16 protein-coding genes are annotated in these 12,995 nt (G+C 35.6%); 8 read left to right on the top strand and 8 right to left on the bottom strand.

The window, feature by feature from the left end:
- The first annotated feature begins 17 nt into the window (after positions 1-17).
- Positions 18-1,037 carry an NAD-dependent epimerase/dehydratase family protein gene (locus tag KIK00_RS10730; RefSeq protein ID WP_255816544.1) on the top strand — a complete coding sequence of 340 codons (1,020 nt, stop codon included), beginning with the start codon at positions 18-20 and terminating at the stop codon, positions 1,035-1,037.
- 13 nt (positions 1,038-1,050) lie between these two features.
- Here KIK00_RS10730 and KIK00_RS10725 read toward each other — a convergent pair whose 3' ends face one another.
- Positions 1,051-1,674, bottom strand: coding sequence for a hypothetical protein (locus tag KIK00_RS10725; RefSeq protein ID WP_255816543.1), 624 nt, complete (start codon positions 1,672-1,674; stop codon positions 1,051-1,053).
- Positions 1,675-1,895: 221 nt separating this feature from the next.
- Between KIK00_RS10725 and KIK00_RS10720 the strand changes: the two genes are divergently transcribed.
- The gene (locus KIK00_RS10720) at positions 1,896-2,459 is read left to right on the top strand and encodes a TetR/AcrR family transcriptional regulator (RefSeq protein ID WP_255816542.1); all 564 of its coding nucleotides are present in this window, start codon (positions 1,896-1,898) and stop codon (positions 2,457-2,459) included.
- Between the two features lie 40 nt (positions 2,460-2,499).
- Positions 2,500-3,906, top strand: a complete 1,407-nt coding sequence (locus KIK00_RS10715; protein WP_255816541.1) for an MFS transporter — start codon at positions 2,500-2,502, stop codon at positions 3,904-3,906.
- 11 nt (positions 3,907-3,917) lie between these two features.
- Here the strand turns inward: KIK00_RS10715 and KIK00_RS10710 are convergent, their stop codons facing one another.
- The 6 genes from KIK00_RS10710 to KIK00_RS10685 all read right to left on the bottom strand — a co-directional run bounded on the left by KIK00_RS10710 (position 3,918) and on the right by KIK00_RS10685 (position 9,317).
- The gene (locus tag KIK00_RS10710) at positions 3,918-5,021 is read right to left on the bottom strand and encodes a serine hydrolase (RefSeq protein WP_255816540.1); all 1,104 of its coding nucleotides are present in this window, start codon (positions 5,019-5,021) and stop codon (positions 3,918-3,920) included.
- Positions 5,022-5,129: 108 nt separating this feature from the next.
- Complete coding sequence (locus KIK00_RS10705) at positions 5,130-5,861, bottom strand: bifunctional 2-polyprenyl-6-hydroxyphenol methylase/3-demethylubiquinol 3-O-methyltransferase UbiG (protein ID WP_255816539.1); 732 nt, start codon at positions 5,859-5,861, stop codon at positions 5,130-5,132.
- A gap of 194 nt (positions 5,862-6,055) precedes the next feature.
- The gene (locus KIK00_RS10700) at positions 6,056-6,256 is read right to left on the bottom strand and encodes a YqaE/Pmp3 family membrane protein (protein WP_255816538.1); all 201 of its coding nucleotides are present in this window, start codon (positions 6,254-6,256) and stop codon (positions 6,056-6,058) included.
- Positions 6,257-6,284: 28 nt separating this feature from the next.
- Positions 6,285-6,668, bottom strand: coding sequence for a tetratricopeptide repeat protein (locus KIK00_RS10695; protein ID WP_255816537.1), 384 nt, complete (start codon positions 6,666-6,668; stop codon positions 6,285-6,287).
- Between the two features lie 95 nt (positions 6,669-6,763).
- Positions 6,764-7,183, bottom strand: coding sequence for a DUF1801 domain-containing protein (locus tag KIK00_RS10690; RefSeq protein WP_255816536.1), 420 nt, complete (start codon positions 7,181-7,183; stop codon positions 6,764-6,766).
- Positions 7,184-7,298: 115 nt separating this feature from the next.
- Positions 7,299-9,317, bottom strand: a complete 2,019-nt coding sequence (locus tag KIK00_RS10685; RefSeq protein WP_255816535.1) for a M3 family metallopeptidase — start codon at positions 9,315-9,317, stop codon at positions 7,299-7,301.
- A gap of 211 nt (positions 9,318-9,528) precedes the next feature.
- Here KIK00_RS10685 and KIK00_RS10680 point away from each other — a divergent pair, with 211 nt between their 5' ends.
- Entirely contained in the window at positions 9,529-10,053 is a 525-nt protein-coding gene (locus tag KIK00_RS10680) for an SRPBCC family protein (RefSeq protein WP_255816534.1), read from the top strand.
- 34 nt (positions 10,054-10,087) lie between these two features.
- Here the strand turns inward: KIK00_RS10680 and KIK00_RS10675 are convergent, their stop codons facing one another.
- Entirely contained in the window at positions 10,088-10,447 is a 360-nt protein-coding gene (locus KIK00_RS10675) for a DUF805 domain-containing protein (protein ID WP_255816533.1), read from the bottom strand.
- 133 nt (positions 10,448-10,580) lie between these two features.
- On the opposite strand from KIK00_RS10675, the gene KIK00_RS10670 reads away from it, so the two are divergent.
- The 4 genes from KIK00_RS10670 to rimM all read left to right on the top strand — a co-directional run bounded on the left by KIK00_RS10670 (position 10,581) and on the right by rimM (position 12,972).
- Positions 10,581-11,030 carry a GreA/GreB family elongation factor gene (locus KIK00_RS10670; protein WP_255816532.1) on the top strand — a complete coding sequence of 150 codons (450 nt, stop codon included), beginning with the start codon at positions 10,581-10,583 and terminating at the stop codon, positions 11,028-11,030.
- Positions 11,031-11,134: 104 nt separating this feature from the next.
- Positions 11,135-11,647 (top strand): nitroreductase, encoded by a 513-nt coding sequence (locus KIK00_RS10665; protein ID WP_255816531.1) that lies wholly within the window; start codon positions 11,135-11,137, stop codon positions 11,645-11,647.
- A gap of 201 nt (positions 11,648-11,848) precedes the next feature.
- Entirely contained in the window at positions 11,849-12,415 is a 567-nt protein-coding gene (locus KIK00_RS10660) for a 30S ribosomal protein S16 (RefSeq protein ID WP_255816530.1), read from the top strand.
- Positions 12,416-12,429: 14 nt separating this feature from the next.
- The gene (gene rimM, locus KIK00_RS10655) at positions 12,430-12,972 is read left to right on the top strand and encodes a ribosome maturation factor RimM (protein ID WP_255816529.1); all 543 of its coding nucleotides are present in this window, start codon (positions 12,430-12,432) and stop codon (positions 12,970-12,972) included.
- Positions 12,973-12,995: the final 23 nt, after the last annotated feature.

The following is a 12,995-nucleotide window of genomic DNA, read 5'->3' as shown; positions in this document are numbered from 1 at the left end:
GCATTAAAATCAATGCAATGACAAAGAATCATTTAAGTCTTGTTTCCGGTGCAAATGGACATCTGGGAAATAATTTAGTCAGATTTTTACTGAAACAAGGACTGCCGGTGCGTGCCGCAGTAAGGAATACCAATAACAGAATGCCTTTTGAAGGACTGAATTGCGAGCTGGTACAGGCTGATATTACAGATAAAGCTTCTTTTGTAAAAGCCCTTCAGGGTGTGGAGACCTTCTATGCAGTAGGTGCCGCTTTTAAATTATGGGCAAAAGATCCAAAAAAAGAAATCTATGATGTGAATATCGCGGGAACCAGAAATACCATCGAAGCAGCAGCAGAAGCAGGAGTGAAGAAAATAGTATATGTAAGTTCTATTGCTGCTCTTGATTATACAACATTGCCAACAAGAGAAAGTAATGGCTATAATCCGGACCGTAGAGATATGTATTACAATTCTAAGAATGACGGTGAGAAACTGGCTTTTGATCTGGCTGCAAAATTGGGAATAGAACTTATTTCCGTAATGCCTTCTGCGATGATAGGCAGTGAAGCATTTTCTCCATTAAATGTTTCCTATGGAGTATTGAAGCTTATCCTGAACAAGAAAATTCCGGTAGATACCAAAATTACCCTGAACTGGATAGATGTGAAAGATGTGGCGGAAGGATGTTATCTGGCAGCAGAAAAAGGACGTTCTGGTGAACGTTATATTCTGGCCAATGAAAAATGTATGACCATTACTGATACCACTATTTTAGCCAATCAGCTTTATCCTAAATTGAAACTTGATATTCCCCGTTCCGTGCCTAAAGGAATTTTATTCAGTATTGCTGCCATTATGGAATTTACCGCAAAACTTAGTGGGAAAGCTCCGGTACTCACAAGAAAAGATATTAGCATGTTTTCCGGATTGCAGCAGGATTTTGATATTTCCAAAGCAAGAAAGGAGTTGGGATTTAATCCCAAAAGCCCTGAACAGGCAGTGAAAGAAGCATTGGATTATCTAATGAAAAACCCTGAAATTTTAAAAGAGGCCTGAAAAGTCTCTTTCTTTATTCCTGCTCGAGCTTGATAATGGGACCTTTATAAAATTTGGTCAGATCATACAGATCAGCAAAATGATGTTGAAGATCCGGAATGATTTTTCCATTAAATTCCTTAGAACCACATTGGTTTTCTGCCAGAAGATATAAAGATTGATTGTCAGGTTTCAGGTATTCACAAAGGATATTTTCCTGATGTTGGTCTTTATTGATAATTTCTGTGAGAAATATACCGTAGATAAGAAACTGATTGAAGTTTTTGGAGTCCACAATATAATTCATATCCTGCTTCAGAAGCTTTTCATAATCTGAAAGAATCTGAAGGAAGTTTTCGGCATGAATGGTCGTAGGTATTTCATAAAATAGATCAATACCATTGATGTAAAGCTGTGTTTTAGCCTCCTCATGATCTGAAGAGTATGCTTTGCTAAACCATTGAAAAATAAGCAGAAGTTCCTCCTGGGTAAGTTCTTCAACAGAATTCTGGACCTTTTTTTTAATATTCTCAAGCGTATCTTTTGCATCAGATGGCAGGAATTTTAGAATATTTTCCTCTTCACGTTCGAGTTTATTGTACAAATTAATTTTGGCAATAGTAGGGTTGGTTTTGATGAAATAAAGTTCTTCCGCCATAGGTATTTATCAGATAATCTTTTGTAAATGGTTATTGAAAGATACAAAATATGCATCAACTTTATTAAAAAAAATAATATGTATCAAATGGTATAACTATTTTACAGTTTCATGCAGTGCAATTCTGTTTCCTTCTGAGTCTTCCAAAATAAAATTTTATCTGTATTTAAAAAATAGATAGACTTATCTATTTTTTATTTAATTTTGTAAAAAATTTCACGATGAAAAAGGAAAAAGTACGCGAAAGGATTATCAGGGTAGCTTCAGATTTGTTTTATAAGCAAGGATACAATTCTACAGGAATTAACCAGATTATTGCAGAAGCTGATATCGCTATTGGTTCACTATACAACCATTTTTCATCTAAAAATGATCTTCTTCAGGCGTATCTTATCAAAGAAGAATTGGACTGGTTTGAGGGATTTGAAAATAGTACCTCTAAAATTTCAGACCCGAGAGAAAAACTTCTGACACTCATTGATTACAGAAAGAAATTGCAGCAGACTTCAAAGTTTGCAGGATGTCACTTCATTAAAATTGTCTCCGAAATAGGAGAGAGTAATTCTTCCGTTTCCGGTTTTGCAAAGCAGCATAAAGAAAAACAAAAAAATCTGATTAAAACACTCGTAACAGAATATGGAGTGCAGGGACAACTTACCGATGTCAATTTAACAGCAGAAAATATTTTCCTGTTAATAGAAGGGGCAGTTGTAACATCCACAATCAATAAGCAAAATGATTCTTTTGATCAGGTAAAAAAAATTGTTCAGGGATTACTTTCCTGATTTTTTTTTAATATTTAAAAATAGATATATCTATATAAAAATGAAACATAAGTATTTGAAATTATTGGTTATACTATTCGGTCAGTTGTTGACGATTATGGATATTTTTATCATTAATGTATCTATACCTTCCATACAGCGTGACCTTCATGCTTCCAATGGAGAAATGCAGTTTATGATTGCGGCTTACCTTATCGGTTTTGCTTCTTTGCTGATTACCGGAGGAAGATTGGGTGATCTGTACGGAAGAAAAAAGATTTATGTCATTGGATTAAAAGCTTTTATGGTGAGTTCTATTGCCTGCGGAATTTCTGCAGGAGCAGAACAACTTGTCATTTCAAGATTTGTACAGGGGATAAGTGGCGCAATGATGGCTCCGCAGGTACTTTCCATGATTCAGATTTTATTTACTGTTCACAGTGAACGTACAAAAGCAATGGGGTGGTACGGGATCACTATTGGAATAGGTACCATTTTGGGTCAGTTTCTTGGGGGATACTTTTCGTCTCTTACAATTATGGAAGAACCCTGGAGGCTTATTTTTCTGATGAATATTCCTATATGCCTGCCGGCAGTTTTCCTGAGCCTGAAATTATTGAACGAATCTAAAACTTCAGTAAGGCAGTCCTTTAATATTGGAGGTGTTGTAGCACTCTCTGCAGGATTATTCTGTGCTACCTATGCCCTGACGATGTCTGAGCATGAAGGTTTTCATTTCAAAAATGCCTCACTGATGTTCATTTCAGCCGGAATTATTTTCGGTTTTATAAAAAATCAAAAGAGGAGAATACAAAATGAACAATCTTATCTGATTGATTTTGAATTGTTCCGTTATAAAAATTTCAATCTGGGTATCGTAGCAGTTTCCTTCTTTTTTATTATGTTGGATTCTTATTTTTATATCCTGTCACTTTTTTTTCAGGATGGTTTAAAGATAAGTCCGTTAGAAGCCGGAAAAATTATTGTTTTTCAGGGGCTTGGGTTTATACTGGCATCCGCAGTTTCTGTAAAATTGATTTTGAGATATGGAAAAAAAGCCCTGATTGCAGGGCTCAGCTTTATTATTGTTATTCTTATTCTTCAGCTGTTTTTATTCAGAATGCAGACTGGTTTTCCGTTATTCTGGCTGCTGCTGTTTTTACATGGACTGGGAGTGGGGTCAATCATTCCATCGCTGGCCAATATTGCCCTGTCGGGAATGTCTGAAAAGCTGATTGGAAATGCATCCGGGGTTTATAATACCTTTCAGCAGATTGCTGCCATCATTGGAATTGTTGCTGTAGGAAGTGTTTTTTACTATTTTCTTGGAACGAAACCCACAGTACAACATTATCACCATGCGTTCTCAGTTGCAGTATTGATCAACATTATCTGTCTTATTTTTGTAATAGTTTCTGTTTTTAAAGTTCCGAATCATGTTCTCCCAGAAAAGAGGTGTAAAAAATAATTGGGATTATTTTATGGCTTTTTTGATGAGATTTTAATTTCACTCAGAGTCGCTTTCGCAATATTTCTGGTAACTTCAGTCGGAGAGTGGCAGTCGCAGTTGCTGAATCCTATCACATAGATATTTTCGCTGGGAATGTAAACACCCATGCTTTTAAATCCGAATACACTTCCGCCATGTTCCCGGTCAGGTGTTCCATTAATATCTTTCAGATGCCATCCATATCCGTAGGTAAATTCTTCACCATTGTTCAGTTTATATTTCTGAAACGCTTTTTGGGTTTCTTCTGGATTCAGCAGGGTATTCTGAAGTAAAGCCTGTTGCCATTTCAGCATATCATCTACGGTAGACATCAATGAGCCGGAAGAAAAAGGAACACTGAAACTGATAACAGTTTTATTGACGAATCCCTGTTCTTTTTTGTGATAACCATAGGCTCTTTGAGGGATCATTTTTCTGTCAGAAGCGTAATAAGAATGGATCATTCCTATTTTATCAAAAATATTTTTCTTAATAAAATCTTCATAAGAAGTTCCGGAAACCAGTTCAATGATATAGCCTAAAACTACGTATCCGGAATTGTTGTAATCAAACTTTTCTCCGGGAGCAAAATCTACAGGTTCATTTTTGAAAAAATCAACCATTTCCTCGGGCTTCATCTCTTTTTGGGCAATAGAAGAAATAGATTTCATTTTAGTAAAATCTTTAATTCCGGATGTGTGGGTCAGAAGATGATGAATGGTAATTTTGTCTCCGTTAGGATAATCTTTAAGATATCTGGAAACAGGGTCGCTGACATTAAGTTTACCTTGCTGTTCCAACATCAGAATAGCCACAGCAGTAAACTGTTTAGTCATAGATCCGATTTGGAAAACATTTTCCGGTATCATATTGACGTTGAGTTCAAGGTTAGCTTTTCCAAATGCTTTCCGATAGAGATTCTTTCCATTTTGAGTAATCAGGAAAACACCGCCAGGCTCATTTTCATTCCCGAATTCTGTCTGGATAATTCTGTCAATTTTCTTTTCATATCCTTTTGTATGGATTTGAGCATCAATTGTATTGCTTAAAAACAGGCACAATATCAGGAAGGAAATTAGTTTTTTAATAATCATATTTATTTACTTTGTTATACAAAGATATGATTAATTGTTATTACTATGTTATACAATATAGTAATTTATAATTTTATCCTAAAAGAAAGAATATTGATATTTTAAAAACTATTTTTCAACAGAGATTAGCAACATCATCGGTCTGCGGAGTTCTTCTTTCATTTCCGGGATTTCTTTCAACATTTCCTGGCTTGGTTGCGGTTCAATAATCTCTTTGATTTTAAAACCCTGTTTTAATAAAGTATTTAAATAAGACGTTAAAGTACGGTGGTATTTGATGACATTTTCTCCTAAAAAAGTTGTGTTTCTTTTTCCTTCCGTAAAATAACGGTCTACAGGCCAACAAGTTTTTTCACCGTTTTTATCATATACCCAGTCCTGACCGCCTTCTGCCGTGAAAACTGGATGTTCCACTGAAAATACAAAAGATCCTCCCGGGCTAAGCCATTTGTAAATATGCTGAGCAATAGTATCGAATGATTCTACATAATGTAATGTGAGTGAACTCAATATAACATCAAATTTTTCAGCGGGATAATCAATATCCTCCAGGGCTTTTCTTTCATATTGAATTCCTTCCAGATTATTGATTTCCTGAGCTTTTGCCAGCATTCTTTCCGAAAGATCAATTCCGATCACGGATTCTGCGCCATTTTCCATAGCATAACGGCAGTGCCATCCAAAACCGCAGCCGAGGTCAAGAATATTCTTTCCCTGAAAATCAGGCAGCATATTTTTCAGGGTATGCCATTCTCCGGCTCCCTCCAATCCTATCTGTGAGCGGAGCATTTTTTCATACTGGTCAAAAAATGACGGATTGTCGTATTTATTTTCTTTCATAGCATAAAGAAATTGATGGTTCTTTTTGATGTTTAACTAATATGTTTCAGACTTTGAAAACCTTTCAGTCAAAGGAATTTTATCATTCCAGTAATTTCTCCAATGAAAATAGGGGCTTATGTAAATTTACGACAATTATATCAGAACTCAAATGCTATTATTTATTACCAATGTTTGTATTGGGAATAGCTAAGTTACTTTTGGTTTTTGCGCATTGCTTTAATAAGTTTGTCATTTCGTTTATCTGCTCTTGCATTATTTAAAGAAAGTACAGCCCAGATTGCAGCAGGAAGCCATCCGATCAGAGTGATCTGTAAAATCAGGCAGATAATTCCGGTGAGAACTTTTCCACGGACCATGAAAGATAAGAAGGGAAGTAATATGGCTAGTAACATGATTTTAAAATTTTAATTGTACAGACTTTTAATGGGATTGAGGATCAAAATAAGCTTTAAAAGTAAGTGGATCTTCAATTGTATCTTCAGCTTCTTCAAGGTATTCTAAATACTCTTCCTGATGTTTCTCCATGTAAACAAGTACAATAGCCAGGTTTACAAACAGATTTTTATCTTTAGAACCTAAGTTTAAAGCCTTTTTTAGATACTCCAGAGCCGTTTCGTTTTCTCCCATATCGGAATAAACAGCACCCATATTAACTAAAGCTGAAGTATTTTCAGGCTCAATAAGTAAAATTTCATCTAATTCTTTGACTAATAAATCATTCAAAGTATCCCAATGGTCTTCATTTTCCCATCTTTTGGCCTGAAGTTTTTTTACGTTTTCTAATCTTAGTGGTATCGTACTCATTATTTAAAATTACAGAATGGATGCTTGCTTTGTATACTGTACAAATTTAGCTTTCTTAGAATAGATCTGCCAGTTTTTTATAAGTTAAAAGAATTTTATCCTTTAAGCCCGTCAAGGATGGCCGCTTTCAGGATTTCAATGTTGATATCTTTCAACGCTTTGAATTTAATGCAATATCCCGTTACGCTGGCTTTACCTATTCTGTCTCCATAGGTGGTAGTCAGATAGGTTTTATCATCAATGTTGAGAACATAAATTGAGATTCCGGTGGTATTGGCACTCATTCCAATCTGATAAAAATCTCTGGTTTTTCCATCGGTATATTGAATGGTATAGAATCCATATCCGATATTGGGGTTGGAAACTGTTTTATTTTCACTGTTTTTACCATCGAGAAACCAAAGCTGGCATTCCGGCATAAGTTCCAGGATGACGTGGTGCAGTTCCTGCATATCATTACGTTTCTTTTCAGGCTGACTGTTGATATAGTCTTGGATTTGTTCTTGGATGGTCATGTGTCAGGAATTCATTTCGAGATTATCAAACGACTAATTTAAAACAAAAAAGAACAGCAACTTGCTGTTCTTTCTCTATTTATTTTTCCTGATCTGTTGAATCAGTTTTTGTCATTTATCCAAAGGCTCTTTTCAATAAACTCTCTACTTTCGGTTCACTGCCTCTGAAACTCTTATAAAGTTCCATCGGATCTTTTGTCCCACCGGAAGAAAGCAATACTTTATACTTTGCCGCAATCTCAGGATTGAAGATTCCGTTTTCTTTGAAATACTGGAAAGCATCCGCATCCAGAACTTCTGCCCATTTATAAGAATAGTATCCGGCAGAATATCCGCCCTGGAAAATGTGGGAAAAACTTGGGCTCATTGCCGTTTCAGAATTGGAAGGATAAAGAGTTGTCGCTTTGGTATATTTATCCTCAAAATCCTTTATACTTTCATTTTCCAACTCTCCAACTTTTGTATGATAGTTCATATCAAGAAGTCCGAATCCTAGCTGTCTTAAGGTTTGATAACCTTCCATGAAATTTTTAGACTGTTCTATCTTTTCAATTTTTTCGTCAGGAAGTACTTCTCCTGTTTTATAATGCTTAGCGAATGTTTTTAAGAACTCAGGTTCATAACAGAAGTTTTCCAGAAACTGAGATGGAAGTTCCACAAAATCCCATTTTACAGAAGTTCCTGATAGTGTAGGATATTGGGTGTCTGCCATCATCCCGTGAAGAGCATGCCCGAATTCGTGGAATAAAGTAGTCACTTCCTGGAACGTGAGTAAGCTGGGAGTATCTTTTGTCGGTTTGCTGAAGTTGCAGACAATTGAAATATGCGGACGTGAATTTTCGCCGTTTTGCTTGTATTGGTTTTTGTAGCTGGTCATCCATGCACCGGCTCTTTTCCCTTTTCTTGGGAAATAATCAACGTATAACAGAGATTTGTAAATTCCGTTTTCTTTTACTTCATATACTTTTACATCTTCGTGGTATTTCGGAATATCATTTCTTTCCTCAAAAGTCAGCCCGAAAAGTTTTCCAGCCAGCCCGAATACAGCATCCTGTACCTGATTTAATGGGAAGTAAGGTTTTAATTCTTCATCATTAAGATCAAATTTCTGCTTACGAAGTTTTTCAGCATAGAAAGCGTGATCGTAACCTTGCATTTCGTCAATTCCGTCAGCTTTTGCCAAAGATTTCAATTCTTCAATTTCTTTATCAGCATAAGGCTTTGCCTTTGTTAAAAGTTCATTTAAAAAATCAAAAACTTTTACTGGAGATTTAGCCATTCTCTCTTCAAGAACAAAATCCGCATAGTTTTTATATCCGATAAGCTCAGCTTTCTGTTGTTTTAAATTCAGAAGTTCTTTGATCAGATTTTGATTGTCAAATTCCCCACCATCAAAAGACTTTTTACCATTTGCCAGTGCCAATTCCTTTCTTAGCTCACGGTTTTCAGCATAAGTCATGAAGGGAATATAGCTTGGATACTGTAAAGTTACTACCCAGCCTTCAAGGTTTCTTTCCTTAGCTTCTTCAGCATATTGATCGATGATGGCTTCCGGAATTCCTGCAAGATCTTCCTTATTGGTGATGTGTTTAAAATAAGCATTCGTAGAAGCCAGTACATTCTGTCCGAACTGTAAAGACTTTAAAGAAAGATCCATGCTGATTTTCTTTAATTTTTCTTTGTCTTCCTCATTCAGTAAAGCTCCGCTTCTTACAAAACCTTTGTAGGTTTCATTTAAAAGCATTTCCTGCTCTTCGTTAAGATTATAGTTTTCCTTTTCATCATATACTTTTTTGATTTTGTTGAAAAGGGCTTCGTTTTGAGATATTTTTGAAGAATATTCCGTTAAGATCGGAGAAACCTCTTGTGCAATCTGCTGAATTTCATCGCTGGTCTCTGCAGAATTTAAGTTGAAAAAAATATTTGAAACTACATCCAGCTGTTCCCCGGAATATGCCAATGCTTCAATAACATTTTCGAAAGTGGGTGTCTCAGTATTGTTGATAATAGCATCAATTTCGGCTTCGGATTTTTGAATCAGTTCTTTAAATGCCGGAAGATAATCTTCATTTTTAATGTTACTGAATGGAGCTGAATGATATGGAGTGGTAAATTTTTCTGTTAAAATATTCATTTTTTGATTTTTTATATAAGGTAAATGTAATGATTCATCGGGAATCACAGCTGAAATGCTCAAAAATAATGCCTTACTCACAAGTTATGACAAAAATACTTATCTTTAAATAATCTTGTCATATGGAAAGAGGGAGTGATGTGGGAATATTTAATTTTGAGAACAGATTTAAAAGTCATTATTAAAATAAATAACCTTAAATATATAGACTATGAAAACACTCTTAAAAATTATTGGTACTATCATCGTACTGATCATTATCTATGCTATAATTGCTATGCTGGCTTTCAGTAAAGATTACCATTATGAAAAATCTATTGTCATCAATGCACCAAAAGAAATAGTATGGCAACACACAAACTCTTTAAAAGCATATAATACATGGGATCCTTTTTCTAAAGAAATAAAAAATTTCTCTGTTACCTACTCAGGAGCAGGAGACCAGATAGGCGATTCTTATCACTGGACAGGTGATGACAGCGAAGGAGAGCAATCCATTACTGAAGTTGTAGCTGATGAAAAGCTGAGTACTCAGCTTCATTTCATAAAACCTTTTGAAGGCACAGCCAAAAGTAAGATTGTACTGACCCCTGAAGGTGGCGGAACAAAAGTAACCTGGATGATCGATAATGAACTGAATGCCATGATGAAGATCATGAAACCTATGATGGACAGTAATATGGATAAAATGTTCAGCCAGGGGCTCGGTGATCTGAAGAAACTTGCTGAAAAATAAAAATGAAAGCCTTGTAAATTTACAAGGCTTTTTATTACAATTCTTTCTTACCAATCTCGTTGATCGAGTTATAGTTTCCTTCGCCCTTAGGATTAGGTCCGTATTCATTTGGCCCGTGGTCGCTGTCTGCAAATAACATCCATAAGCCATACAAAGGAATTAATTGAAACCAGCCTGAATTTCCTCTGTCATGGCATCTTTTTGCTCCCTGTGCAATAAGGAACCAAAGAAAAGGAATCAATAAAAGAAAGAAAACTATAGTAACACCTCCTGATGGCTCGTTACTCTGAAAATAGATATTGAAAGGTACAGAAAATACCAGATATAGAAGATAGGACAATCCGTATTCTGTCCTTCTGATTCTCCCATCAAATGAAAATGGTGCTTTAAACATGGTTTTAGTTTTAAAAAAGGCAAAGCTAAAAATAATTTTTAATTATAATGAACTATTTTGCTGTCGTTTTTTTATGTTAAGTCGAAGAAATATTATTCTAAAAATATTATCTTTATATTAAAGAATAGATTGTATGGAGAAGATTGTATTTGAAAAAAGTCATATCAGAGACTTTGTGAAAACTACTATCGCAGAGAAAATTGAAAAGCTTAATAACTTTATCGAATTTACCCTGGAGGCCAGCCGTGACATCAAAAAAACTCCGAAATATGACAGCATGAGAGAAGAGATGCAGGAGGAGATTTATCAGATGCAGCGACAGCTGGGGGCTTTGAATGATCTTAAAAGAAATATGGCAAAAGTTCTGAATACCGCTACAGAAAGAGTACAGCTTGGCTCGCTGGTGATTACCAACAAGGCCCGGTTTTATATATCAGTGTCATTAGGGGAATTTTTTTTTGAAGGAGACCGGTTCTATGCAATCTCTCCCGAAAGTCCTATGGCCAAAAAAATGATGGGCATGAAATCAGGTGATGAGTTTACTTTAAATAAGATCCATCAGAAGGTTATAGAGGTTTTGTAAAAGTAAAAAGTAATTTTGATAAGCTTCCGGCATCTATCACACAGCCAAACATTAAACTTTCTACATTCCACTTCATGCTTCCATCTTTTTCGTAATTTTGTTACATGAATAAAGCATCCATTTTAAAAGAAATCATAGAGCAAAGAAGAAGTATTTTCCCAAAAGATTATACTGATACAGAAATTTCTCAGGAAGTTTTGGAAGAAATTTTAAACTCTGCCACATTTGCTCCCAATCATAAGCGTACAAAACCTTGGCGCTTCAAAATATTCAAAGGAGAAGAAAAAGTACAGCTGGCATCAGAAATGCAGGCAATCTATAAAGCAACTACATCTGAACAGATTTTCTTAGAGAAAAAATATAACGATATTGGTTTTAAAATCAATAAAGCTGATGCAGTAGTTTCCATTGTTGTCAATTTCAGCGGAATGGTCCCGGAATGGGAAGAAATAGCAGCTACCTCGATGGCCGTTCAGAATATGTATCTTACCTGCACTGCGAATAATATCGGATGCTACTGGAGTTCTCCCAAAATTGTAGATGAGTTGAAAGATTCTCTTACTATTGAAGAAAACCAGAAGTGTCTGGGATTATTTTATTTGGGTAATTTGTCTTAAAATAGCCCTGATCGAGCGGTATATTTGAGCTTTTTTCTTTGTGAAATAAAAAGCGGGTAGCGATAGCAGGTTTCCGGCTCCGGGGAAAAATAATTTGAATTTATAAAACTTTTTACTTGGAGCTTTTTACTTCAAACTTTTTTACTATCTTTGCACTCTTAAATATTTAACTGGGACGAGTTCCCGTAAAATTCAAACATTATGTCAGTAAAAATCAGATTACAAAGACACGGTAAAAAAGGAAAACCTTTTTTCCACATCGTGGTTGCAGATTCTAGAGCTAGAAGAGATGGTAGATTCATCGAAAAACTAGGAACTTACAACCCAATTACTAACCCGGCAACTATCGAATTGAACGTTGATTCCGCTGTACAGTGGTTAAACAACGGTGCTCAGCCTACTGATACTGCTAGAGCTATTCTATCTTACAAAGGTGCTCTTTACAAAAAACACTTACAAGGTGGTGTGGCTAAAGGTGCTTTTGACGAAGCTGAAGCTGAAAAAAGATTCAATGCTTGGGTAGAAGCTAAAGATTCTAAAGTACAAGGTAAAGTAGAAGGTTTAGCAACTGCTAAAGCTGATGCTAAGAAAGCTGCTTTAGAAGCTGAAGTAAAAGTAAACGAAGCTAGAGTTGCTGCTGCTGCACAAGCTGATGCTGATGCTAAAGCTGCTGAAGAAGCTGCAAACGCACCTGCTGAAGAAGTTGTTGCTGAAGCTACAGAAGGAGAAGCTCCTGCTGCTGAAACTGAAGAAAACACTGAAGCTTAAGACCAAACCCTGTTATGCGTAAAGAAGATTGCTATTTTTTAGGTAAAATCACACGCAGACATGGACTTGCGGGTAACGTAATCCTTAAATTGGATACCGATCAACCCGAGCTTTACAATAAATTGGAATCAATATTCGTTGAAATCAACGGATTATTGGTTCCATTTTTTATTGAAAAATCATCATGGAGCAAACTTGATGCTCTGAATCTTGCATTCAAAAACTCTTCTGAGGCTATAATAGATCAGGTGTTGGGTAAAAGTGTTTACCTTCCGCTTGCTTCTCTACCTAAACTTTCAGGAAAACAATTCTATTACCACGAAATCATCGGATTTGAAATTTTTGATCAAAATGATGACAACTGTGGAGTAATCAGATCTGTAAACGATCAGACGGCACAGGTGTATTTCATTACAAATCTGGATGGAAAAGAAGTGGTTATTCCTATGATAAAAGACTGGATTCTTGAAGTTGACAGGGAAGAAAGAATAATCAAAATGGAACTTCCTGAAGGTCTTATTGATGTATTCCTTGTTCCATCTAAGAAAGACGAATAATTTTTGCAATAAGCAATTCTTTC

It is taken from the genome of Chryseobacterium sp. MA9, from assembly GCF_024399315.1.
In the GTDB taxonomy this organism is placed as follows: Bacteria; Bacteroidota; Bacteroidia; order Flavobacteriales; family Weeksellaceae; genus Chryseobacterium.
Note: the sequence above shows the minus strand (reverse complement) of the source record. Positions and strands in the feature narration are given on the sequence as shown.